The organism is Bariatricus sp. TF06-38A (assembly GCF_027690675.1).
GTDB classification, from domain to species: domain Bacteria; phylum Bacillota; class Clostridia; order Lachnospirales; family Lachnospiraceae; genus Allocoprococcus; species Allocoprococcus comes.
The window spans coordinates 299880-325813 of record NZ_JAQFCE010000002.1 but is presented as its reverse complement, the minus strand read 5'-3'; the positions used below and the strand labels follow the sequence as shown (position 1 = coordinate 325813).

General features: G+C 43.2%; 19 protein-coding genes and 2 pseudogenes. All 21 read right to left on the bottom strand.

From position 1 onward, the window contains the following. Nucleotides 1-33 precede the first annotated feature (33 nt). The 21 genes and pseudogenes from PG418_RS03750 to PG418_RS03650 all read right to left on the bottom strand — a co-directional run bounded on the left by PG418_RS03750 (nucleotide 34) and on the right by PG418_RS03650 (nucleotide 25829). Entirely contained in the window at nucleotides 34-969 is a 936-nt protein-coding gene (locus PG418_RS03750; protein ID WP_226851473.1) for a hypothetical protein, read from the bottom strand. After that, nucleotides 915-2828 carry a recombinase family protein gene (locus PG418_RS03745; protein ID WP_498837077.1) on the bottom strand — a complete coding sequence of 638 codons (1914 nt, stop codon included), beginning with the start codon at nucleotides 2826-2828 and terminating at the stop codon, nucleotides 915-917. Before PG418_RS03745 ends, PG418_RS03750 begins: the two co-directional genes overlap by 55 nt. 53 nt (nucleotides 2829-2881) lie before the next feature. After that, a complete protein-coding gene (locus PG418_RS03740; RefSeq protein ID WP_000503424.1) occupies nucleotides 2882-3073 on the bottom strand; it encodes a hypothetical protein in 192 nt (63 codons plus the stop codon). A 70-nt stretch (nucleotides 3074-3143) separates the two neighbouring features. Then, the gene (locus tag PG418_RS03735; RefSeq protein ID WP_000659121.1) at nucleotides 3144-3374 is read right to left on the bottom strand and encodes a YdbC family protein; all 231 of its coding nucleotides are present in this window, start codon (nucleotides 3372-3374) and stop codon (nucleotides 3144-3146) included. Nucleotides 3375-3450: 76 nt separating this feature from the next. Continuing rightward, the gene (locus PG418_RS03730; RefSeq protein WP_053865958.1) at nucleotides 3451-4305 is read right to left on the bottom strand and encodes a ParB/RepB/Spo0J family partition protein; all 855 of its coding nucleotides are present in this window, start codon (nucleotides 4303-4305) and stop codon (nucleotides 3451-3453) included. Between the two features lie 8 nt (nucleotides 4306-4313). After that, nucleotides 4314-5279 carry a MobV family relaxase gene (gene mobV, locus PG418_RS03725; protein WP_001820668.1) on the bottom strand — a complete coding sequence of 322 codons (966 nt, stop codon included), beginning with the start codon at nucleotides 5277-5279 and terminating at the stop codon, nucleotides 4314-4316. A gap of 517 nt (nucleotides 5280-5796) precedes the next feature. Beyond that, nucleotides 5797-6829: pseudogene (locus PG418_RS03720) on the bottom strand (AAA family ATPase). 154 nt (nucleotides 6830-6983) lie between these two features. Further along, nucleotides 6984-7458, bottom strand: a pseudogene (locus tag PG418_RS03715) (RNA polymerase sigma factor). An 83-nt stretch (nucleotides 7459-7541) separates the two neighbouring features. Beyond that, nucleotides 7542-7967 carry an RNA polymerase sigma factor gene (locus PG418_RS03710; protein ID WP_000323895.1) on the bottom strand — a complete coding sequence of 142 codons (426 nt, stop codon included), beginning with the start codon at nucleotides 7965-7967 and terminating at the stop codon, nucleotides 7542-7544. 94 nt (nucleotides 7968-8061) lie between these two features. Further along, nucleotides 8062-8571, bottom strand: a complete 510-nt coding sequence (locus tag PG418_RS03705) for a sigma-70 family RNA polymerase sigma factor (protein WP_105116765.1) — start codon at nucleotides 8569-8571, stop codon at nucleotides 8062-8064. 489 nt (nucleotides 8572-9060) lie between these two features. Continuing rightward, on the bottom strand, nucleotides 9061-9231 hold the full coding sequence (locus tag PG418_RS03700; RefSeq protein ID WP_223213393.1) for a cysteine-rich KTR domain-containing protein: 171 nt from the start codon (nucleotides 9229-9231) through the stop codon (nucleotides 9061-9063). A 54-nt stretch (nucleotides 9232-9285) separates the two neighbouring features. After that, nucleotides 9286-11205, bottom strand: a complete 1920-nt coding sequence (gene tet(O), locus PG418_RS03695) for a tetracycline resistance ribosomal protection protein Tet(O) (protein ID WP_000691759.1) — start codon at nucleotides 11203-11205, stop codon at nucleotides 9286-9288. Between the two features lie 366 nt (nucleotides 11206-11571). Next, nucleotides 11572-11946, bottom strand: a complete 375-nt coding sequence (locus PG418_RS03690; protein ID WP_001140406.1) for a TnpV protein — start codon at nucleotides 11944-11946, stop codon at nucleotides 11572-11574. Continuing rightward, nucleotides 11927-16321, bottom strand: coding sequence for a helicase-like domain-containing protein (locus PG418_RS03685; RefSeq protein ID WP_498837085.1), 4395 nt, complete (start codon nucleotides 16319-16321; stop codon nucleotides 11927-11929). Before PG418_RS03685 ends, PG418_RS03690 begins: the two co-directional genes overlap by 20 nt. Before the next feature lie 1454 nt (nucleotides 16322-17775). Further along, entirely contained in the window at nucleotides 17776-18129 is a 354-nt protein-coding gene (locus PG418_RS03680) for a TnpV protein (protein ID WP_118364944.1), read from the bottom strand. Nucleotides 18130-18996: 867 nt separating this feature from the next. Beyond that, nucleotides 18997-19338, bottom strand: coding sequence for an LPD28 domain-containing protein (locus PG418_RS03675; RefSeq protein WP_005340070.1), 342 nt, complete (start codon nucleotides 19336-19338; stop codon nucleotides 18997-18999). Beyond that, the gene (locus PG418_RS03670) at nucleotides 19335-19541 is read right to left on the bottom strand and encodes a hypothetical protein (protein ID WP_129900414.1); all 207 of its coding nucleotides are present in this window, start codon (nucleotides 19539-19541) and stop codon (nucleotides 19335-19337) included. Before PG418_RS03670 ends, PG418_RS03675 begins: the two co-directional genes overlap by 4 nt. Nucleotides 19542-19603: 62 nt before the next feature. After that, entirely contained in the window at nucleotides 19604-22678 is a 3075-nt protein-coding gene (locus PG418_RS03665) for a VaFE repeat-containing surface-anchored protein (protein WP_498837076.1), read from the bottom strand. 264 nt (nucleotides 22679-22942) lie between these two features. Further along, nucleotides 22943-23878 carry a ParB/RepB/Spo0J family partition protein gene (locus tag PG418_RS03660; protein ID WP_215637121.1) on the bottom strand — a complete coding sequence of 312 codons (936 nt, stop codon included), beginning with the start codon at nucleotides 23876-23878 and terminating at the stop codon, nucleotides 22943-22945. Continuing rightward, on the bottom strand, nucleotides 23832-24659 hold the full coding sequence (locus tag PG418_RS03655) for a ParA family protein (RefSeq protein WP_064786785.1): 828 nt from the start codon (nucleotides 24657-24659) through the stop codon (nucleotides 23832-23834). The genes PG418_RS03660 and PG418_RS03655 overlap by 47 nt, the downstream gene beginning before the upstream one ends. A 141-nt stretch (nucleotides 24660-24800) precedes the next feature. Beyond that, nucleotides 24801-25829, bottom strand: coding sequence for a hypothetical protein (locus tag PG418_RS03650; RefSeq protein ID WP_349179378.1), 1029 nt, complete (start codon nucleotides 25827-25829; stop codon nucleotides 24801-24803). Nucleotides 25830-25934 lie beyond the last annotated feature (105 nt).

The window sequence follows — 25934 nt, the reverse complement described above, 5'->3', positions numbered from 1 at the left end:
CTGCCAGAAACTCTCTGGCAGACTGAATCCCTTTTACCGCTCACGCTCTTTTTTCTTTTGTTCCGGTTCTATCTCCACTCCTTCTCCATCGTCCAACAGCACCTGGTCTTTCTTATCCATATCCAGAAGTACGTTTAATTCTCCAAGCCTTGCTACTTTTTCTGCCAGTTCTTCTTCCTGTGGAAACTCTTTCTGTGCTTCCTCTTTGGCATTTTCCAACTGTACCTTGAGGTTTTCTAACTCGTCCTGCCACCGTAACATCTTGTCAGGCAGTTCCTGAATCTTATTATCCAGACGGGTAATATTACCATGAATATCTGAACCAAGCGGTACATGATATACTTGTTTTCCATACATGGAAATGATAAATACCTTTTGAAAAGAATCATAAGATAGTTTCATTGGGAAGCCACGATACCTTCCAAGCAGCACCGCTTCTGCTGACTTCATTGCTTTACAGGCTTCTATGATTGCCTGTCCTGCCTCTTTCTTTTCTGTATATACAACATCATGAATCTGCATCGCCGGAAAGGTCTCCCGGTCTGGCGGCGTATTTTCCTTTGCCAATGCAATATCTGATTCGTAATCCGCAATCCGTTGTTCGCACTGTTTGATTTCATTTGGGAAATATCGCACTGCTTTATCTTCCATTTCATACTTCTGGCTGAGAAAACTCTGTTTCAATAACTGAAGCTTTGATACCTGAATATCCAAATCCATCTTCTCTTTTATATACGGATTTCCAACTGCTAAGGCTTTGATTTCTGCATAAGACAGTGCCACTTCATCAATATCCTCCACTGACCTTGCCGGACTTTTACTGGTCATGATTTGAGAGATGAATTTCTGCTTATTCTCTATAATCTGATATAGATAAGCATCGAAAGTTCCTTCTGTAACGTAACGGACAATATCTACTTTCGGATTTTTGTTTCCCTGCCGGACGGTTCGTCCTGCTCTCTGCTCCAAGTCAGTCGGTCATTTTTTGCGGACAGTTCAATACATGCCCTTCGGTTCCTCTCCCTACTCCTGCGTTTGCTCTCGTTTGATTTCTCCCTCTGTATCCTCTTAGCACAAGCGGGACAATACTTTGATATTCCAGAGCTGGGGACGTATTCAACACCGCACACCGTACAATTTTTAGGCTTTAACGCCGTCCACCGCTTTGTGGGTGTGATATGTAATTCACCGACAAAGCCGATGAATTTATAGTAAATCTTGATTTCCTGCCTTACTGTCCCGTCCGCAAGTTTCTCACGTTCCGAAACAAGTATCTTGTCTATGAGTGCGTTTATGATGGTTGCGTCCAACTCTTTCAGCCCCTGATAGTTGCGGATTAGGGATAGAAAGTCCCTCACGCCCTGCGATTTCTCATAGCTGTCATTGAGCGTTTCCGTTACCTCTTTCAGCCGTGCTTCAATTTCAAGCTGCTCTTTCTGGTATTTCCCCGACATCATCTCAAAATTCCGCTCCGTGATACGCTCCATTACCTTGTCCTCATAGAGAGAGGAAAACAGCCTGTCAAGCTCCGCAAGGCGTTTGTTCAGCTTCTTCTTTTCTTTCTCTAATGATTTCGCCCTGCTCTGGTCTGTTTCCGTGAGCCGCCTTTCTATGGCTCTGACCGCCTTTTCATCATTGACCGCCATATCCGCAAAGCGGTTGATGTCGGCAAGGACGGCATTGAATAAGTCCCTCGCTTCAATGCTGTGTGCGGTACACATAACATTGCCATATCTGCCATAATTATTGCAGGTGTATTGTACGCAGTCGATGATGTCGGGGCGTTTCCTCCTGTTGGCACTCGCCGCCCGCATCGCATAGCCGCAGTCCGCACACTTGATAACGCCCGAAAAGATATTCTCAAATCCCCCTGCGTTCTGCTCCCGCCTGCGGCTCGTCATAAGCTGCTGTACGGTGTCAAATTCCTCCTGCGTGACTATCCCCTCATGGGTGTCTGGTATCACTTCCCATTCTTCGGGCAGCTTAGAGGGGCGTTTCTTGCTTTTCATGTTGGCTGCAATCCGCTTGTAGCCTGCAAGGTTGCCCGCATATATCGGGCTTCTTAAAATGCCCCTCACGCTGTTCTCGCTCCAAATATAACGGTTTTCCTCGTTATCCTCAAAGTACCGCTCATAGCCTGTTGCCCCTTGCTCCACCGCATAAGCGGCAGGGCGTAGGATATGCTGTTTGTTGATGTGCTTGCGGATTTTGGCGATGCCGTTGCCCGCTAACGCAAGGTCGAATATCTCCCTTACCACATGGGCAACTTTGTCATCTATCAGCAGATGGTTGTGGTCGGCAGGGTCTTTGACATAGCCATAAGGGGCTGTTGTTCCCATGAATTTCCCCTGCTGAAACCTCGCACGGTACGCCGATTTTATCTTGACTGACACATCGGCAGAATACATTTCGTTTAGGATGTTGCGGAAAGGCGTGATGTCCATAGCGGATTTGTTTAAGGTGTCCACGCCGTCATTGACCGCTATATACCTCACGTTATGCTCTGGGAAAAAGACTTCCAGATATAACCCACAATCAAGATAGTTCCTCCCCAGACGGGATAAATCTTTTGTAATCACGCAGTTTATCAGCCCGTTTTCAATGTCCTTAATCATATTCTGGAAACTTGGTCTTTGGAAATTTGTTCCAGAGTAGCCATCGTCAACATACGTTTTTGCTAAATGCCATCCCTGCCTTTTCACATAATCCGTGAGGATGGATTTTTGTGTCGCAATGCTCGCACTCTCGTTATCCGTGCCATCGTCCTTTGATAAGCGGCAGTAAATGCCGACTTCATAAATCTTGTTCTCCGTTCTTATTCCTGCCATACTGTAAAACCTCCATATCTGTCCTAACGTTTTCATGTTCCATTGCGTACATTCTAAGCGGACAGCCCCTCATTGTCGAAGGTGTCGCCCTCGGCAATCTTCTTCCGAATATCCTCGGAGATAATCGGGACAAACGCTTCTGCAACGGTCTGTGTGCCGATATATTCTCGACTGATAATCATTTGTACTTGCCCTTTTGGCACAATACGCTTTCTTCTTCCAGTTGTTTTCCTATCCTCGCCCATACTTAAATCTTCCTTTCCAGACAGGGCAGGAGAACGTCTGGAAACGCCCCGCCCTGTCAATCAGATACCATCAATCCCCGCTGTTTACTTCTTTCTGTAATGCTTCAAGGAGTGCCGCTGCTTCATCAGCGTTCAACGTGATACCCTTTCCGCACTTCTCACGGTTCGGGGAAAAGCTGCGGATGTCATATTTCGGCTCTCTCCCGTTCCATGAAATAAGATTGATTTCCTTTGTGTAGCCGCTGTCACTCGCAGACAATACGGCGATTTCCTTTACAATCTCATACTGGATTTCTTTCATTCCTTACCTCATTCTCCTTAAAATTCTGTCTTTCTTCTGTTCCAAATTCCTGCATTTACTTCCCGAAAAAAGAAGGTTAGCGGCTGTCCCTGCTCCGTTTTCTCTGCAACTCACGTTCCAGAAGTCGGATGATGGTTTCCTCCATCTGCTTCGGCGTTGTGTCCTTCGGAAAGTATTTTTTCAGTTTGCTTGTGTTGATTTTCAAGGTTTCTTTCTGGTTTCCCTTTTCCTCCGTCATAATGGAAAATATCATATCCATGTCAAGCTGCCCGCTCTGGCTCATGCTTTTCATCCGCTGTGCCTGTGAGAGTGAGGGCGTTGCTTCTTCGCTCTCCATCGTGGCAAAGAGATTTTCCTGCTCGTCTTTCTTCAAAAAGGACAGTTCCACCGCAGGTGTGAGGGCGATTTTCCCCTCGTCCACCATCTGCAAAATCGGCGGTATCAGTTCCGTCAGGCGGATAAAACGCTGGACGGTCATCCTGCCCACGCCGAAGCCCTGTGCCACCTTGTCGTCCGTCCGCAACTTCGTCACAACTTGTGACGAGGTTAAGTCTGTGCGGAAACCCTGCCGCTTCATGGCTTCGGATTTCATCTTGTAAGCAAACGCCCGCTCCGATGGCAGGATATTCTCACGCTGCAAATTGCTGTCTACAAGGGTGATGATGGCTCGGTCACGGTCTAAGGGCAGGACAAACGCAGGCACGGTATTTATCCCTGCAAGTTCAGAAGCACGGACACGCCGCTGTCCTGCAATCACTTCATAACCGTCCCCGTCCTCTTTCGGGCGTGTGATTATCGGCGTGACAATGCCAAATTCCTTGATGCTTTCCGCTAACTCTGACAGTGTTTCATCTTCTGCCACATGAAACGGATTGTCGGGGAACGGGTACAAGTCTTTGGTCTTTAACACCTTAAAATCCTGTTTCTTCATTCACATATCTACCTTTCTTTCGCTCTGCTTCTATGATTTTTCTGCAATTCTTCCAACACTTCGGGCGGTATTTTTGACAGCAGCCGCCCCATCTGCTCGTTGGTTCTCTGCAATTCAAATATCTTCTGATTCGCTTTCTGCACCTTTAGTTCCTGCTCGTACTTTTCATCACGCATACGCCCCGCATAGTCTGATTCCTGCCCAATTCTCTCTTTCAAACTGTCGATATACGCCTGCTGTTTCCCGATTTCCTTAGAGAATTTCTCCACGTCTGGCAGCCATGCAGAGAGTAAATCTAACGCTTTATCCCTTTTCTTCCCTGCGTTAAAGGCGTTGATGTCGGATAGGGCAGACACGATTTCTTCATACTGTTTATCAAGCCTGCCGCCTAATTTATAGAGCCATGTGGGGACGTGTTTCCGCTTGGTTTCCATTGAGGACTGCCCCCGTTCAAGCTGATTCCACCGTGAGGACATCCGCTCATGGTAGGCGGTCTGCCACTCGGATAATGATTTCTGGTTGCCTAAGATAGCTTTCGCTGACAGCTTATTGTCTGGCGTAATCGGCACAAAGCAGAGGTGCATATGGGGCGTTCTCTCGTCCATATGGACGACAGCGGAGAGGATATTCTGCTTTCCAACACGCTCCGAAATGAAGTCAAGAGCCGTCTGGAAATACGCTTTTTGTTCTTCGGGCGGTAACTGGTTCATAAATTCTGGTGAAGCTGTGATGAGCGTTTCCACCATCATCACGCTGTCTTTCCTTGTCCTGCACCCCGCTTCGGCTACCATGCGGTTAATCTCTTTCTTGTAGGTGTACTTTGGTGGTGCTATGAGATGGTAATTGTTTTTAGAGCGTTCCATATCTATATCTGGGTTGCTTTTGTAGGCTTCTTTCTTCCGCTCGTTGTGGCGTTCACAAGCCGCAACGCCGCCCGCTTTTCGTTTCTGGAAACGCAGGATTGCATAAGGCATAGGCGGATTCCTCCTTTCTTTCGGCGGGTGACCGTCCTTTGGGGTGACAGCGGTGACGGTGGTGACAGCAGTTTTGGGATACCCCCTGCCGACTGCCGCAACTGTCACCCTCACCCCCTGCATGACGGTCATGTCGATGATGACGGTGTTTTTGGGATACCCCCCTCGCAAGAGCCGTCACCGTCATGCCGCCATTCTTTTATCCGAAGCCGTAAGGCGTAGGATAGCAGGGCACAGCCCTGCCTTAAGGGAGTCCAGAGGGAACGTCTGGCACACGACTTTGCAGGGCAAAGTGTAGTGTGTTACACCCTGTAAACGCAGTCGGAAAAATCGGAATGATTTTTCTGACCGCAGGGGTGGTTTTACACGACCGAAAAGGGCGAGTAAATCTCACGCCTGCATTTTGCGTTTACGGGGTGTTCTCCCGTAGGGATGACAGCGGCAGGGTATCCTAAAATCACTGTCACCACCGTCACTGCTGTCACCCGCAGGGCAGAGCCGCCAGCTTTACATGGCTTTAAGCGTCAATGACAGTAACAGGGGGGTATCCTAATATCGCTGTCACCACCATCACCGCTGTCACCCGCCCTCCTTGCAAGGGCAATCCGCCTGCCGTCTTTCCTGCGGCTGTACTGGTAGCAGATACGGTTCTCGCTTAAAAATGTGGTGCGGTATTCATTCAGCCATTTCGTAATCACCGTGGGTATGGTTTCCGTTTCCCCCATAGCGGCTAACAGTTCCGTTGCCGTGCCTATCCATTCTTCCTTATCCCTCATAAAATCCACCAACCGAAAAAGGACATCTGGTATCGTTTCTTTCGCAAGCTGCTCCTGCGTTTTCCGCTCCACAAGCTCCCAACGGCAATCACGGAAACGCAGCGTGTATTCCTGATAAGGCGTGTCCCTGCCCGTCACATACAGCTTGGCGGTGTCAGACGCACGTTTCTCCTTTTCCAGAACAAAGGTAGCGTCCGCACTCCCCGTTAATCCTGTCGTCCCAGACACCTTGTTGAACACGTCGCTGTCATTCTGCTTTCGGATGTGGTGTACGACAATGACCGCCAGAGAGTGCCTGTCGGCAAAGTCTTTGATGAGGGAGATGTCCCCATAGTCGCTTGCATAGGCATTGTCTTTTGAAGCTGTACGGACTTTCTGCAAGGTATCAATGACAATGAGCCTGCTGTCTGGGTAATCTTTCAGATAATCTTCAAGCTGCACGATAAGACCGTCTGACAGCTTGCAGCTTGCCACGGCAAAGTGGAGCCGCCCGCTTGCTTCGTCCGTCAAACGAAATAACCTGTCCTGTATGCGGCAGAACGTGTCCTCAAGGCAGAGGTAAAGCACATCGCCCTCCATTGTCGGCATATCCCATAAAGGGATTCCCTGCGACACGCATAAGCATAGCTTCAGCATGAGCCAGCTTTTGCCTATCTTCTGTGAGCCGCAGAACAGCGATAAGCCTGTCGGGATAAGGCTGTCCACCACAAAGGATGGTTTCTCAAGCGGTTCATAAAGGAGCGTTTCGGCGTTGACTGTCTGTAACTTCTGCATGGCTTTCCTCCTTTCGGGCGGTGTCTTTGTTTTCGTTGCACATAGGCGTTGACCTCCTTAAAAATAGATTTACTCCCACGGAAAAAAGTGAGAGTATGTAATGCCGCCAATCCCACACAAATAAAAAACAGATTTCTTTTTCGGGCGGTGTCGGTCACGGTTGGAGATATTTCTTCAATTTCCGCCTTTACTTTCTCCTTTGCAATCGCAACAGATTTCTGTATTGCCGAAGCGGTGCAATGCTCCATAGCGGCGATTTGGTAAAAATTGAACTCATACTCGTAGTAGAGCAGGAAACGCCGCCTTTGTATCTCTGGAAGGCTCCCAACCGCCTTATAGAGCGTTTCATTCCGTTCTTCCTCAACCATGCGTTCATCAAGGCTCTTAGGCACACGCAACGCCCGTCTGTAAAGGGTTTCGTCCCATACCTCGTTAAACTCCCTGTGCCGCTCGTCCCATTAGAAAAGATTCCTGTTCCTGCGCTCCATCTGCCGAAACTCCATAAAGAACTGTTCCGACACTTCCAACTCGTGGGATTTGCCCTGCCCGTCCTTAAAGCTGATAAAATACCTTGTGCCGCTTTCCGTGGATTCCTCCCGAAGCGTGTATGCCTTAACCCTGTATGCCATCCTGTTGTCCTCCTGCAAAAAATGAGTGAGGGGATTTCCATCCCTCACCCAGTAGCCCGCAGGATGGCAGGCTGTTTTAGAAGCTATAAAATTTTCCGCAGCTTCTTCCGCAGATGGTCTAACCTCGCATAGATGGCACCAGTCGTCAAATGCACAAGCGGGGCAATCTCCTTTGTGGAATACCCCTGCATTTTCAGCAGGACGATTTTCAAGGTACGCCCGTCCACCGTGACTAATACTTGATAGAGATTTTCGCTCTCAATCTCTTCCAGTAACTCCGCAACCGTACCCACTTCCGCCTGCCGCTCCCTGCCTGCCATGTCCTCAAGATATTCCGCAACGTCATTCGTCCATCGGTAAAACCGCCTGTTGGAATTGAAGTCTGCCCTGTCCGCCATGCGTATCTGCTCAATGGTCGCTTCATCAACGCCGCACTCACGCAGCAGCTTTTCCTCCGCTTCTTTCCAGATACGCCATTTCCTGTCCTCCCGTCCGTGGTTGTATGCCATTCTTACTTCCTCCAATCAGAATTGATTGAGAGGGCAGAGAAAAGCCCCCTCATCTTCCCAAAGGAAAAAACAAGGGGGCTGAACGCCTTAAATTTTAATTTTCTATTATCTTTCTTAGTTTTATTAGGATTCTGGCTTTGCGTTTGTTTACAACGCTCTGGGTTATGCCCAACCTCGCCCCGACTTCACGCTCGGAAAGTCCGTCAAAAAAGATTGCCTGTATCAGCTCCTGTTCACTATCCGACAGCAAAGGCAGGGCGGCTTTCAGCCTGTCCACCATGACCGCATTGACAACGGTTTCTGCAATGTCCACCGCTTCATCAGTGATAAAGTCCAGAGGATTCCCCTCGCTGTCCGTAAATCCGTCGAGAGATAGCAGTCTATTCTTTGTATCTAATTTTTGCAGATAACGCCACCGTTCCTTGTCACGGTAGAAGTCTGTGTATTGCTCCCTCACGACTTCAAGCAGACAGCCTTGAATGGGGATAAACAGCTTGTCCATATAGGTCTGGTCGGATTCCCTGCAACGGCAGAACTCCGTGTAGGATAATTCCACATAGCCGCCACTTTCTCTGATATATACCTTTCTTGGTGCGTATTTCACCGCTAATACCTCCAATCTGAATTTTTGAAATGTAAAAATCCAGATGGAGAGGCGGGGAGCGGCAACGCACACCAGAAACAGCCCTGCGGCACTTTCCAACAAAAAACGACAAAAGAAAAACCGCAAAGGCTCTGTGACCTTCACGGTTATGGGAAATACAAATTCTGTTGTATGGAGATTGTACTTCCACTTTCAAGGTGAGAAGTACCGCTGCACTGGCAGAAATTTTTTTAACTGGTTTCCTGCCATTCTCTGATATGCTATGTATTGATAAATTTTACTTCGTATGAGCAGATGAATAACCGCCCGAAAAAAGAACATAAAAAAATCCCTCCAAATTTAAAAACAAATTCAGAGGGTAATTTAGGGTATAACAAAATAACCCACCCGAATATCGTTTTTTTTATTTGGTGAGTTTGTTCTTTCAAATACGAAACAAAAAGAGCCGATGATTCGTGAATTGTTCCACAATTTCATCGGCTCTGCGTCTTAAGCGTCTGGCTCTTTGATGACAGTTATCTTCAAGTTGTCAACTTTAATCAAGCTTTCTTGTCTGCATTTTGGACAATAAAGGGGATAATTCTCCAAAACAGTGTCCTTCCTAATTTTATTACGGGTTTTGCTCCCACAAACAGGACACAATATCCATTCGCATTTCATCATAATTAGTCTCTAATCCTTTCAAATCTCATTTTATATGACTTTTGCAAGCTGTTAAGCTAACTTGTGGAACATATGCCGAACCTTATCTATACGGCTATTCGGGCGGCGGGGTTGGCAAATAAATTTACCAATAGCTGGCTGGTATCCTTTTAACTCTGTCAAGCAGACTCCCTGCCCATTTGTGAAATAAGTTAAATCGTTCCTGTATTCTTGAATACATCTGGCAGGGATTTCTCCTTTCAGAATGACCTCGTCATTCTTTACCTGAGTACTTACAATATCTGCACAATACCTTGGGGCATCATGATACGCCCGTGAGAGATATTCCTGCGGTGCATAAATTTCAAAGTGGAGATATGGCTCTAATAGTTCTGTCCCTGCTTTTTTTAAAGCCTGCTCCAATACGATAGGGGAAAGCAGCCGAAAGTCTGCGGGGGTACTTACAGGACTATAATACAATCCATATTCAAAACAGATTTTACAGTCTGTCACTTTCCATCCATACAGCCCCTGCTCGCAGCCATAAAGAACCCCCTCCATAACCGCATTTTGGAACGATTGGTTTAAATATCCAAGTGAAACTCTGCTTTCATACTGCACTCCGCTTCCAATAGGGAGCGGCTCTATGGACAACCCGACAGAAGCCCAGAAAGGATTTGGCGGGACTTCTATGTGGATGGTATATTCTGCTTTTCTAAGCGGTCTTTCCATATATATAACAGTAGGCTCTTTTATTTCTGCCTCCACATGGTATTTTTCCTCAAGGATGGCACAAATGACTTCCATCTGCACATTCCCCAAAAAAGAAAGTATAATCTCATGCGTTGTAGTATCCACATAATATTTTAAAAGAGGGTCGCCATCTGAAATTTCTGTAAGTGCCCCAAGCAATATTTCCCGCTGTTCAGATTTCTTTACTGCAATCGTTGTTTGGAGCATAGGGAGAGGATTTTCAATAAATTTTCTCTGCGGCAACAGCATTTCGTTCCCCAAAATACTGTTTAGCTGCAAAACATCATTTGGTAAAATTACAATATCACCAGAGCAGGCTGTATCGGATGAATATAATTCACCGTTTGTCGGAACACACATCTCTGTGATTTTTATTTTCTCTTTTTCAGATATTTTAATAACATCCCTCAAATGCAATGTTCCGCTATATATACGCACATAAACAAAACGCCGCCTTTTCTCTGAATATTCAATCTTAAAAACCTGCCCGCATAGTTCAGATTGACCTTCAGGCGTTGATGAATAAAACTTACTGGCAATCACTTCTATAAGCTGCCGAATCCCCAGATTGTTTTTAGCACTTCCGTGATAAACGGGAAATAACGTTCCGTTTTGGAATCTCCTGTTTTCTTCCTGTTCCAGTTCTGACATTTTAAACGGTTTCCCTGACATATATTTCTCTAATAGTTCATCGTTTCCCATAATTACCGCATCCCACTGTTCCATATCGTCATTGTCCGTTACATTTATATGGGGATGCTGCCCAACCTTTTGCTTCACTATAATTTCCGAAGAAAGCTTTGCTTTCATTTCTTGATATACCATTGGCAAATCAATCCCCTCTTGGTCAATTTTATTGATGAAAAAAATTGTCGGAATCTTCATTGTCTGTAGTGCATGAAACAGTATACGGGTCTGTGCCTGTATGCCATCCTTTGCAGAAACTAATAATACTGCTCCGTCTAATACGGATAAAGAACGGTATACTTCCGCCAAAAAATCCATATGGCCTGGCGTATCTATAATGTTGACTTTTACATCCTCCCACTGAAAAGATGTCACTGCTGTCTGGATAGTGATTCCCCTTTGACGCTCCAAATTCATTGTATCTGTCCTTGTTGTGCCTTTATCTACGCTCCCTGGTTCTGCAATTGCACCACTGGTATACAATAAACTCTCCGTTAATGTTGTCTTTCCTGCGTCAACGTGAGCCAGAATGCCTAAGTTAATTATTTTCATGTGATTTTCCTCCTATCAACACCCAAAAAAGGGCATAAAAATACCCAGTGATAAATACTCCTATCACTGGGTAAATAACTCCAATAGCCCCAAAACACTTATATGTTTTCGGGCATATAAAATTACATGATAAAAGTATTCTTAAACTGGGTACAAAAAACTAAGCCCCATATTAAAAGTGAAACGAGACTGCTACTTTTTGTTCCCACTATCAAATTGACAGTTTATTTAAGAATACCTTGCCGCATATTTATTAACTCCTTGTATAATACTGAATCTAATTATATTCCTTAACCCTTTATTTGTCAAGCTGACAAACTAAAGCAGAAAAAGCGGCAGGATTTCCCCCTGCCACTAATCATCTGTTTATGCAAAAATAATTTCCTTTTCCACAATCTCCCTCGCACAAGCCCTTATGTTATTGAGGCATCCTGTCCATTCTAAGGCGTTTTCTGCCTTTAGCTGTTCCGTTATGCCCTGTGCCTGTTTCATACCCTCTATGAGCCTTTCAAAGCGTTCCTGTGCCTGTCTGTCAATGTCGGCAAGGTAAGCGTTAAGTCTGCCGCTTGTAAGAAGATTGGTGTATGTAACTTTGCAGTGATGCTTCAGATAATCCAAATGCCGCTGTCCCCAGATGCCTATCGGCTGTTCTTCTTCGGCGGGTACAGTTAAGCACGGTATTAAATAATCGCCTTGCCTTTCGTATTTGCCGCCCATTTCCTCAAAAATTGTCTTTGCCATTGTCTGTTACCTCCACATTCTTTTTTATTTTGAATGTCCGCAAAATCCGTCCTACATCTCTCGGACGCCATGGACAGTCCAGGTCATGGCTTGCAATAATCAAATCCTGCACATTCGTACCGGCTCCCATTTTAAAAGTGCTGCCCATTAAAATACGGACAGCACCTCTTCTTACTTTTGAAAATAATTCTTTTTTTCGTACTTCGGTATTAGCATCATGAATAAATGCAATCTCCTCCGGCGGAATCCCTTTGGCAATCAACTTATCCCTTACATCGTTATAAACACTGAAACTTCCATCTGTTTTCGGGGTAGATAAATCACAAAATACCAACTGCGTCAATCTCTTTTCCTGCCCCTGCTCCCAGAAGTTATAGACTTCCTCTACACACGCATTGACTTTACTCTCTGGATAATCCGGTAACAATTCATTCATCATTCGCTGATCCAGAGCCAGTTTTCTTCCGTCATTGGTAATCAGCAGCATGTTATCTTCAGTGGCATTGACCATTCCATCCCTTACACGCTCCGCACGTTCTCCCAGTTCTGCAACCATGTCACGCTGCATTTCACTTGGTTTTACAGATACAACCCGGTACTCTACTTCCGGTACTGGAAGATTCAACATGTCAGCAGTCTGAATATCTGCCACCTCCCGAAACATCTGCATAAGCTCCGGAAGATTATAAAACTTTGCGAATCTCGTTTTTAGACGGTAGCCTGTCCCTTCCGGGACAAGCTCGATTGCTGTCACTGTTTCTCCGAAAGTTGATGCCCATGCGTCAAAATGCTGTAGGTTATGCTCCACCAATGTATGATGCTGCAAGTATCTCTGCATGGTATATAGTTCCACCATACTGTTGCTGACTGGTGTTCCTGTAGCGAATACCACACCTTTTCCTCCAGTCAGTTCGTCAAGGTACTGGCATTTCATAAACATATCAGAGGACTTCAACGCTTCTGTCTGGGCAATGCCTGCTACATTTCTCATTTTCGTATATAGATACAAATTCTTGTATCCATCCGCTTCATCAACAAATAAGCGGTCAATTCCCAATTCTTCAAAGTTGATCACCTGGTCTTTTTTACTCTGGTCATTCAGTTTTTCCAGTCGCACAAGCAATGACTTCTTCGTCTTTTCCAACTGCTTGATTGTAAATTTGTTTCCATTCCTTGCTTTTTCCTCTGTAATTCCCTGCACAAGTTCCTCAATCTGACTGCGGATTGTCTTTTGCTGACGCTCAATGCTTAGCGGAATTTTCTCGAATTGACTATGCCCGATAATCACCGCATCTACATCACTGGTAGCAATTCTGGCACAGAACCGTTTTCTGTTTTTTGTCTCAAAATCTTTCTTGGTAGCTACCAGTAAATTTGCTGCCGGATAAAGCTGTAGCCACTCGGCTGCAAACTGCTCAATGATGTGGTTCGGTACAACAATCATAGACTTATGGCAAAGTCCCAGTCGTTTACTCTCCATTGCAGCCGCAACCATCGTATACGTCTTTCCTGCTCCAACTACATAGGCAAGCAGCGTGTTCCCGCCGTACAGGATTCTTGCAACACCATTTTTCTGATGTTCCCGTAGCCGGATTTCCGGATTCATTCCATAAAAGTTCAGATGACTTCCATCATATTCCCTTGGTCGGATTGCATTGAAATTTTCATTGTAATAATCAGTAAGTCTCTGCCTGCGCTCCGGTTCTTTCCAAATCCAATCCTGAAATGCCTGCTTGATCAGATCTTGTTTTCCCTGTGCTATGGCAGTTTCTTTCTTATTTAGAACAGCTTTTTTCTTTCCGTCATCGTCCTCCACATAATCGTAAATCCGAACGTCTCTTAGATTCAAGGTATCTTCAATAATCCGATACGCACTGACTCTTGTTGTTCCATAGGTATTGTTTGCCTTTACATTCCCCTTATCCAGACTTCTTCCCTCTACCTGCCATTCTCCCGTATATTTAGAAAAATGTACTTTTATTTTCCACTGCATATAATTGGGCGTATTCAATAACTGGAACATAAAATCTTCAACATCACTCTCCGGAAGCCACGTTGCCCCCAGTCGGATATTGATTTCTGAAGCACTTAAATCCTTTGGCTGTACTTTTTGCAAAGCAGTTACATTGACCTGATACCTTACATCTGCCTGTGCCGCAAGTTCTGCCACTTTCAACTTCTCTCTTACATTCCCTGACAAATATTCGTCTTCGGAAACATACTTTGGATTCTCTGTATCACTTTCCGGTAAACGAAAAACAACGCCGGACAACTCCTGTTCCAGTTCTTCTTCTGTTTTCCCGGTCAGTTTCGCCATGAAAGGCATATCCACTTTTGCTTTTTCTGCAAGAGAAATTGACAATGCTTCACTGGCAGTATCCACACTGTTCACTACCTTATGTGCTTTGATTGTCCGCTTAGAAAACATATCCGCTTTCCGTTCCAGTGTTCCGTCTTCTGCAAGAATCTCCAGTGAACTCAGCAATGGATAACTATTATCGTCTGCAAATACACGCATATTGGCACAATCATTTAACAGTCCGTATTTACTGCGGAAGAGATCATACAGACGGTTTAATTCCTTCTGTTGTCCTTCGATTACTGCATCAGAATATCCTTCTGTCTGATACCGGATCAGTTCTCTTGCACAATCCCGGATTGCAATCATACCTTTCACACGATTTACTCCAGTCACCGGAAGTGTTACCGGCTTCATACGACTGTTTTCCCGATAGTAAATCTTTCCATCTACCAATGTGTAAGAATAATTGCTCACCGATGGATCTGCAGGAATCGTACGGTCTTCTTCCTCCACCAGTTCTTCCATTTCTACTTCTTCAATCGTACCCTTTAACGCTTCAACTGCAACTGAAAGAAGTTCTGACAGTTCTCTGCCCTCATACGGTCTGCAAGTACTTCTCATGCCATACGGACCGGATTCCATAACCATTTCTCCCAGTATCATTTCCGGGTGCTGTACATAATAGCGGTTCTGTTCAATGCCGTTGTCATCATAATCCAGATATACCCAGTCCGGTTCCTCCAGTGTCATATGGTCACGCTTCTGAAGGAATAAAATATCCGATGTTACTTTCGTTCCTGCGTTTTTGGTAAAGGTATCATTCGGCAGACGGATTGCACCGATCAGCTCTGCTCTCTGTGCCAGGTATCTTCTGACATATGGATTCTTCTTATCCATGGTTCCTGATGAAGTAATAAATGCAATCACACCGCCCGGTCTTACCTTGTCCAATGTTTTCGCAAAGAAATAATCGTGAATGAAGAAATTGTACCTGTCATATCTGCTGTCAAATACTTTAAACTCCCCAAACGGTACATTGCCGATTGCAACATCGAAAAAACTGTCTGGAAGATTTACTTTCTCATAACCCTCAACCGCTATCTTGGATTTCTGATAAAGTTGTGCAGCAATTCTTCCTGAAACAGAATCCAATTCCACACCATACATCTTACAGTCCGAAAGAGATTCTGGTTTCATACCGATAAAGTTACCGACACCACAACTTGGTTCCAGAATATTTCCACTCTTTAGTCCCATGTTTTCCAGTGCCTGATACATACTCTTGATTACAATCGGCGGAGTATAGAACGCTGTCAGCGTTGATTCTCTTGCAGATTCGTATTCTTCTTCACTTAATACAGTCTGCAATTCCAGATACTCGGCTGCCCATGCGGATTTCTTTGGATCAAATGCATCTGAAAGACCGCCCCAACCAACATATTTTGCCAGTATTTCCTGTTCTTCCGGTGTTGCATAACGATGTTCGTTTTCACATTTCTTCAGAAGTTGAATCGCTGCAATATTTGCCCTGAACTTTTCTTTGGCTGAGCCATACTCCGGCACTTCCTCCATAATCTGATACTGATGTCTGTTCTGCCCGGAAACTTCCGGATACAAATCGTAGCTCTGCGCTTTCTTTGCAGGTTCGCCCTGTTCCCAGGAAGGGGCTAATTCCAAAGTATTTTCTTCTTCGGCTGGTAATTCGCCTGCTTCCAATTCTGCTGCTTCCTGTACCGGAACATATCCCTGTTTCTCGATTGTCTGGAACCACTCATGTGCAAATAGATTCAGTTCTTCTTCCAGCTCCTCATTATATCCGTCATCGCCATAAACTTCATCGTATCTTTGTAATGCGTCCTGCTGATAAGTTCTTGCCTGAAGCGTTTTCCTGTCATTATCATAAGCAAATTCCATATCCGGATCTGCCATGGCATCTCCGTTTTGCTCATAGTAATGAGAAATTGCAATATAGTTATCACCAATCTGCTCAATCGTAAGGGGCATGAATCCTGCCCCTGCTTCAAAGGTTTTGGAATCTACTTCTCCCCGTAAAACCTCTCCTGCCAGCTTCATCACAAACTGATAATTCTGCTCTGGAATACTCAGCTCAGTCTCTATCTCTTCTGCCGGAACGTCTGTCGGCTGTGCCTCTTTTTCTTCTTCGGCTGGTAATTCCGGCAATGGCCGTTTGAGTTTCAAATGGTCATTTGCCGGATTCTCACGTATCTTACGGTCAAATTCTTCTCTGGATAGTTCTTCGGTAAAAATCGGATACTGTTGATCCCGAAGCACCACTCTTTCTTCTGACAGGAACTCAATCTCATAATCTTTCATTCCTATCGTAACAACAGAATCTACAGAAATATCGTAATCTTCCAGACCATTTCCCGATTCTGTCACCACTTCATTTGAACGTGTTGGATGTTCCACTTGGGTAACAAACGGATGGGATTCTGTTCCTATTATATTTTCGTCTATAATCGGTGTGGTAAGACTATATCTTCCATGCTGATAATCCAAAATATCTTGATACGCCTTTTGCATATCAGCATATCTTGTATCAAAATCAGCAGTATCCGCCAAAACCTCAGACATCTGTGAAACTAATTCTGTTACCCGTTCAGGTTCTTCCAACTGTGGAAGCAGTAATTTTACCGCTTCATAATAATCCGTTCCTGCCGGATACGGACGCATAACATTCTCTGGACAGTTATAATAGAAATGATAGATTTCCCCTGCAAGCACTCTTCTCTCATAGTCAGGGATTCCTTCCAGTTCACGCTTGGAAAGATACCTTCCTACGTCAATCAATTCTCCAATCCTTTTTGCAACCGCATTCCATTTCAGCAGTATTTTAGGAGAATCTTCCCCATATCCCCGGTGCAGTTTCAGTCCTTTTCCATCATGTTCTTCACCGATACCAGTTCCAGTCAAGATGGAAGACCTTCCCCCGACTCCATATTCATTTTTCAGGAACTTCACCGTATCTTCCATACTGTGTCCCTGTTTAAAATAACAGTAAATACGATACTTCCCTTGTGAAAAGCTTGAACCACTTTGAAGTGCTCGGTCAATAATTTCCTGCGTAAAAGAAAAAGTAGAAACATCTTCTACCGCTCTGTCATCAATTAACTGAAGCTGTCCATCAACACTCAAAAGTGTTTCTCTACTATCCTTCAATTCGCCCAGGACACGCATTCCGTCATAATACCCCACAATTACATGCCAGTCATAATATCCCTGCTCTATTCGATTCTCATATGTTCCTCGCCATATATGCAGCACATTTTCATACTTATCGAATCCTACTGCATCGCCATTTTCCAGTGTATACTCTGTCACGCCCGTTGGAAAAAGTGATTTCACATATTCCATCTGGGCTTTTCGTTCCTCATGGCTCTCATAAAAATCACTTATTTCCGCATTGGTTGCTTTTAAGTGTGGTGCAAAAAGGAGCAGTGATTTGATGATTTCGTCATTTGATAAAAATGCGATTTCATGATCTTCACTGCTCCTGTCATGCCATTTTAATTCTCCAGAATTTCGTTCCTCACTATTTCCTGTGCTCTCTGCCGGATATTGTTCATTCGCCCGATCCACTCCATCTGATCTCTGGCTTTCAATTCCTCCGTCACTCCCTCTTTCTCTGCCATCTGCTGGATAAGTGTTTCCATTCTCATCTGTGCTTCTTCCTCCGTCTGAAGCAGATGCTGATTCAAGGTTCCTGCTGTCAGAAGGTTCAGATACATTCCGTACCGATTCTTCATCAGATATTGATTTCGGAGATATGCGTACTTCCCAAGGTGAACTTCCTCTTCCTCTGGAATTGTAAGATTCGGCAGGAGATAATCTCCCTGTCTGCTGTATGTGATTGCTGCCATTGTCCTGTCCCCTTTCTGTTGCGATTTCCTGTTTGTTATCCACATTATAATCTGTTGTTTTCTGTTCAACAAATGTGCGTTGCTTCCGTTCCTGTATCTTTAACTTTCGTATTGTGTCCGCAACTTCTCCTAATGCCATTTCTGACATATCACTCGCAGCCACGCCAAAGAGATTGACTAACTCCTTTGTATGAAAGTCCCGAATATTTTGAAAGTCCCTTGTCTCCAGATAAATGTCCGGTTCAATTCCACAACGCAAAAAAAGCATATAAGAAATGCTGTTTGCAAGCAGTTGTTTCATTTTCAACCGGATATTAAACTCATCAATTTCTTCTAACGGACTATCCTTTGTCGCAAGTAGGATATCCGGAAGATAATCTCCAATGTTATCCTCTGCAATATTCAGAGACGCTTCCAGAATCACCATCGCAAACTCTTTTCTGTCTCCGTCCGTCACGCCAAATGTATTTACCAAGGCTTCTTTTACTGGTTCCTGTTGTTCTTCTGCCACACTCCACAAAGAGACCGGACGCACCAGACGCTTATACTTTCCTTCTCTGGTATCGGATACATCAAAATAATATTTTAACTTTAATCTATCGGAACTCTTATCAAATACAGCAATTCCTTTAGAATCCCGTTTTACCCACCGTCCAAACTTTTCATTCCATTTTTCCATAGGAAGTACTGCGGTTGCTTCTGGACGCTGCACATGAATCAAAAGCTGTTCATCAAATGGCAATCGGTAATTTTTACTGGCTGACTGAAGAAAGGCTATCCACTTTTCCGGTGACTCTGTCACTTCCTGCGTTGCTTCCTCATACAGTTTTGTAATGACATCAAATTTCTTTACCACGTACCTTCCTCCTATCGTTCTCTTTCTTTTTGTCTGATTGGATATTTTTCTAAAAACTCCTGCACTGTCCGGCACCCCTTATCTTTATATTTCCAGTCCGTTTTCGCTTCCAGGTCAAGATAACCATTCGCTGGTATTTTTAACCGTTCTCGTGTAAGAACCGAACCCAAATGATTCGCTAAAATGCCTTTTGCAATCTGGACTGGTTCCCACGTTTCATCATCATATCTGACTTCATATAAATATAACCCTTTCGGAACTGTCTCCTGATCCAAACGCATATCGTTAAATAATGCAGGTTTTCCAAACAAACGGATTTCCGTATAATACTCATTCATAACGTCATATCTCATACTGCTCCACCTCCCAAAAAAGTAATCACTTTATTGGCTTTGATTGCTTTCTGCAAATCATTGATCATTCCAATCTCTGCAACCGTAATCCCTTGAATTTCCAAAATCTCGTCCAAGGTCATTGCAGAAATATCTTTTTCCTCTGTAATTCCTGCTTCAAATATCTTATTGATAACTTTTACCGCTTTCTGGTTCACTACCATTCTTTTGTCCTCCTTGCCTGTTTCGCTATGTAAGAGGGTGGTATTTCACCACCCTGTAATCCTTATTCGTCCTCGCTTTCTTCTTTCTTTTCTTCAATCGCCAGTGGTGCTTTCTTCTTTTTTCTTGCATGGATAGCCACCCCACCAACGCCCATTGCAGACAATGCAGCAATGGCTAGCCACAATCCTGCTTTTGCGGTGTCTCCTGTTTTTGGAGGATTGCTTGTCTTTGTAGTAGTACCCGGTGTCTCTGGGGTTGGTGTTTCCGGTACTTCTTTGATGGTTACGGTCTGTCCTTCATCGTTGATATCCTTATGCTCTGTTACCTTTTTCGGTTCTTCCGGATTTGTCATATCATACAGTTCTTCAAAAGTTACAAGCTGCTTTCCTCCAAGAGTGCTGCCGTCGAAAGTAAACTCAACCTGCACTTCCATGTTTTCCTTATCAGCAATAAATTCATAATCATTGGTAACTTCTTTGCCATCAATAATCAGCTTTGCATTTTCTACCTTAACCATCTGCCAACCAGACAATTTATACTTTGTACCGATTTCCAATCCATCTAAAGTAACTGTATCTACAATCGTCAGATCTTTTCCGGCTTCGATTTCTTTCTTACCGTTCTTATCAGTTGCTGTGGTATGAATCGAAATCTTTCGCTCTGTAATCAGGACCGTCTGTCCTTCATCGTCAATGTCCTTATGCTCTGCAACTTTTACAGGTTCTTCCGGATTCTTCAGGTCATATAATTCTTCAAATGTAACCAGATTCTGTCCGCCAAGTTCTGATGCATCGAACGTATAAGAAATCTCTACTTTCATTTTCTCGCTGTCAGCAACAAAAGTATAATCACTTTCCACACGCTTTCCATCAATGAGCAGTTCAGCATTTTCCTCTTTCAGCATCTGCCAGCCTTTTAACTGGTACTTTCTTCCTTCTTCCAGACCGTCCAGAGTAACTGTATCCACAATCGTTACTTTCTTTCCTGCAACAATTATCTTTTCGCCCGTTTTCTTGTCTGTTGCGGTTGTATGAATGCTAATCTCTTTCTCATACTCATCGGTCAGTGTTCCAAGGTCGATTTTCACTTTATTTCTGCTGACAACAACTTCAAATGCAGGGATCAGCTTCATGCCTTTATTGGATTCACAAGATAATTCCTCAATCTCATAAGTATCATAAAGCAATGCACCTTTGCTATCGTCCGGCTCAAAAGTTCCGAACCAGATACCGTCCTCACTGGATTTTCCTGCATTTGTATTTTTCTTATGAGACGCCCAATCGGAAGCGGTTGAAAACTGACCATTTTTATCTGTCACTACGATATGGCTCTCTCCGGTTGTTTTACTCGTAATCTTAAAAGGAACATTCGCAAGTCTCTTATGTGTACCTGCTCCAATCTTTACGCCTTCCAGATCTCCACGTTTAATCTGGTTGTAAATGGAATGACTTTCGTCTGTTAAATCCACGATTTTTCCATTTTCTGTAATCGAAAATTCAATCGCTTTTGCCCCGTCAGTCAGATAACCTTCCGGTGCTTTGGTTTCTTCCATTTTGTATTTACCATACGGAAGTAAATCTGCCGTCGTTGTTGCAATTCCGTCAATTCCTGTCTGAATCATCTTAACTGTCTCATTCTTCTTGTACAGTTTTCCTTCTACCAGAACCGGATTCTCGTTCAGAGAAATAATTGCAAATGCTGTATCTTTTAATGTGGCACTTCCCTGTGCTTTGGTATCTTTTGTCTCTAAATCACGTTTCTGAATCTTCACCCCACCTCGGATTACCTGATCAGATACGGAATACTGATTGCTTCCGGAAAGAACTGCAAGTTCTCCGTCCTCTGTGATCTGTGTCAGATACATTCCTTTTATCTGTTCTGTACTGTCTCCTGCCTGCATATAAGCTCCGTCCAGTAAATATCCGTTTGGTGCTTTTGTTTCTTCAACAGTCAGTGTTCCAAGTGGTAATACGCTTTTTTCATTCTGAGTGTAAAATGCATCTCCGGATACTTTGTAGGCATCTGCCAGTTTTGTCACATAATGAATGGTTCCGTCACTGTCTTTTTCTGCTACCGTCTTTGTAACCCAGGTACGTGTTGCTTTCTCCGGTAAGTTGTCTTTTGTATAAAGTCCGTCATAATAATGCCAGGTAAACTCTGCTCCTGCCAGTGCTGCATTTCCCTGTGCAGTTGCTTTTCCTGTCTCCATATCAATCTTGAACAGGTCTACCAATGTTTCTGTCACTTTCGGAATATCTGAAACATTTAATACGGCTGTTTTTCCGGCTTCAACTTTCAGACTGCGTACTGTCGTATCCAGCTTATATCCCTTCGGTGCAGAAAGCTCTTTGATATAAACAGTTCCGGCAGTTACTTCAACCTCATTTGTATCTCCATTTTCGTTTGTTGTAAGTGTTCCAATCTGATTACCACAATTCTGGTCTGAGAATATACCAAAGGTTGCTCCCGCAATGGAATACATCGCATTTCCATTTGTGACAATCTCATTGGCGGTTGTCTTCTTTACTTTCGCATTTCCGACATTCAGTTCTGCCCAAAACTGTCCGATATCCTGTCCTTCTCCGGTGTAAATGTAACCGCCACATTTATATCGTCCCTTATTTGCCTTCACAAATGATTTTGCTCCTGCATACACCTCATTCTGAATATCCTGTGAAATCTCGGAATAGACTGCCCGGACATTATCGCACTGCCAGCCTAAATGCTCACTTAAACGCTGCCACACAAGGCACTGTTCTAAAAGATATGCCTGATTTGCACTCAGGTTACTGTGACTGACTGCATACTGTTTCATATACTCAAGCGATAATGCCACATCTTCAATCTGATCCGCACTCATACTGGCACTTGCATCATGCCTGGTCTTATATCCATTTTTGAATCCGGTGTTAATATCTACACAATAGGCAGTTTCACCCTCTACTCGCATGTGTCCTTCGTTGAAAGTGCTTTTAATTGTTCCGTCATTCATCAAATGTTCTACATGTCCAACTCTCTCTGCGGATTCTGTCCAATACTGTGTTTCCGCTGCTTGAACCGATGTGATCGGTAATGCAGTTAAAATCGTGGTCAGGGCAAGAATCCCTGTACACACTCGTTTCCATATCTTCTTCATTTTCTACAATTCCTTTCTTTTCAATCAAAAAAAGACGTCACTCTGGAACGCCTGCTGTTACTTTATGTTGTTTGCTCCCTGCTGTCATGCAGGGTGTGGAATCTCTGACCTGCCGAAAGAGAAGATGTTCCCGGCTCCTTATTGTCTTTTCGGCTGGTAATCTGCTGGTAAACCAAAGGGGTAGGGTGTGGGGAGGGGAAACAGAAAAAGACTGATTTCTCATTGACCGCCAACGGATAGACTTCTCCCTTGGTGTCAAAACGCCTATCGTTCCCTGCTTTTTTCCCGTTTCCGATATAATTCCAGTGCTTTGATAATGGTTTCTTCCATTTTTTGTTGTGAAGTCCCCGATGGAAAATATTTCTTCAGTCGGTTCTTAGGGATTTTCCATTGCTCTACCTGATTTGGCTTTTCCTCTGCCATAATCGACAACAAAACATCTTCATTCAATCTGCCCTCTGCTGAAAATTTGCGGATTTTGATTGCCTGTGCATGACTTGGAGTGCAATCTTCCGATTCCATGGTATCGTACAATATCTCCTGTTCTTCTTTTGGCAAATAAGACAGCTCCACCGCCGGACGCATGGCAATTTTCTTGTTATCGACCATATCAAGAATTTCCGGTATTAAGTAGGTTAATCGAATATATCTTCTGATTTGGTCTTTACTTTCTCCAACCTCCTCACCCAATAATTCATCAGAACGTTTCCCTTTCAACTTTGTCGCCAGTGGCGACAAAGTTAAATCAGTTCTTTGTCCCTGTCTTTTCATGACATCTAACTTCATTTTGTAAGCAAATGCTTTTTCTGATGGTAATATTTCTTCCCTTTGAAGATTGCTGTCAACCATGACAATAACTGCTTCGTCATCACTGAGATTTCTTACAATACAAGGTATATTTTCTAACCCTGCCAGTTCACTTGCCATTTTTCTACGGTGTCCAGAAATCATTTCATACCCACCTGTTGGCTTCTCTCTGACAAGAGCAGGAACCAATACACCATGTTCTCGAATACTTTCAATGGTCTCCACCATTTTGTCATCCATTTTTACTTTAAATGGATGATTCGGAAAATCACTGATGTCATAAACAGAAATATTTTTCACATGCTCCTGATTCTTCTGGTCTCTTTCTTCCTGCGTGGTAAAAAGGTCATCGGCTGAGGGAAGATTCATGTTTATTTCTTTGCTTTTCGCCACACTGAATCACCTCCCTCGTAAATTCTGCATACGCCTTTGCAACAGTTCCATTCTTGTCATACTCATAAATGCTCTGTCCTGCTGCACTGCTTTCTGCCGCTGTGATAGCCACCGGAATAACCGTTTTGAAAATTCGGATATGTTTCCCGTAATTTTCTCGAAGGCTATCCTCTGTTGTCCTTGCCAGTTTTGTCCTCATATCTGCAAGTGTCAGCAATACTCCATCAATCTTCAGATTAGGATTTAGCTGTCTTTGTACCTTACCGATTGTTTTCATTAACTGCGTCATACCCTTTAATGGAAGATAATGAGCCTGAACTGGAACAATTACACTGTCTGCGGCAGCTAATGCATTGATAGTCAACATTCCCAAACTAGGCATACAATCAATCAGGATATAATCATAATCCTTTTTCAAATCTGACAGATACAGCTTTAAAGTCTGCTCTCTGCTCATGGCATTTACTAGTGAGATTTCCATGCCCGATAGCTCGATATTGGTTGGAATAATGTCTACTCCTTCTTCATGGTGCAAAATGCCTTCATTATACACAAACGGTTCGTCTTGTAATATCTTCTTCATTTGTGTTTCCAATGTAATCGGAAGACTATCTGCATTTATCCAACCCAATGCAGTTGTTAAATCTCCCTGTGGATCAGCATCGACCAATAATACTTTTCGTCCCTGATGTGCAAGACCTATTCCCAGATTTAATGTTGTTGTGGTCTTGGCTGTTCCTCCCTTCTGATTTGCAAGGGCGATTACTTTACATTTTGTCATATGATTTCCTCCTTCCTTGAAAAATTTAATAGCCAATCTGTTTTACGAAACTGGCTATGTATAAAAATGAGCATGAAAAAAGCCGACTGACTTTCAATTTGAATCAATCGGCTATGTAACAATATATATTAAAATTATTTTTTACCAAATCTCAGACACTGGTCTGCAAATTATTCCTTTCATTCCATATGAATCTTCCGCAGCTTTTTTATCTTTTTCAGAGTGATAATAGAAAATCACGCTATCAATATTCTTATTTTCAAAAATTAATCTCATAATATGACCATCATTATTCGGTGACATTCCAGCCAAAGACATTGTTCCTTTTAGATTTTTAAATTCATTGTAATAATATTCATCATTGTTTTCTAAACCTGAAAAAATTTTTATCTGCCGTTCTTTCAATCCACCGCTAAATCCCATAATTGCATTACAAAACAGATACAAATCTTCTTCTCTTGCAGTATAATCAATCCCAGTCATCTTTGCATACTTACTCAATGCAGTGTCTTTTCTAAATTGTTGATTAAGCTGATCGAACTGTCCATGAAGATGTTTTACTTTTGTATTTGTTATTTTTTCAATATTCCAGTCATAATTGATTGTATAAATATTATCAAATTTATTTAAACTATTTTGCAATTCCAATTTTCGCTCATCAGATAAATTCATATACAATTTTTGAAGTTCTCCTTCATTAAAAATTGCATCTAAAAACAATTTTTCCAGACCAACTGCTGTAGCATGAATCATCTCCTCGCTATCCCCATATTTTTTATGAAATAACCGCAATATTAAAAAATAATCTTCCATACCAATCGACTGAGATGGATCATAATTATCCACAAATCTTTTTAAATTACTTCTTTCCTCTTCTGTTTCACAGTGTGAATTATATTTTCCAGACAATATGTCCTTCAATATAACTCCTTCTATTCCCTCAATAACGTCCTTTAACTCACTAGCCGTTATATCTTTAATATGGTATTTGTAGTCTTTTTTTTCAATATTTTTATGAACTCTTTCAATGATAGCCGCATTACTACATTCTTTTACTCCACCTATTTCGATATCAAATCCATTACCAATCAATATATTATTCATTCTTTCATTCCTTTCATATGAAAATATTTTTCTTTTTATTATATTCTCCATTTCTCCTTTCATCAATCGGAAAATATTTCCACGATAGTTTATGAAAAGTTGGGGAATCTTACGCTATCATACGTTAAAAGTTGGGTAAATATTGGGTAATTACACTACTCCCCAACAAAA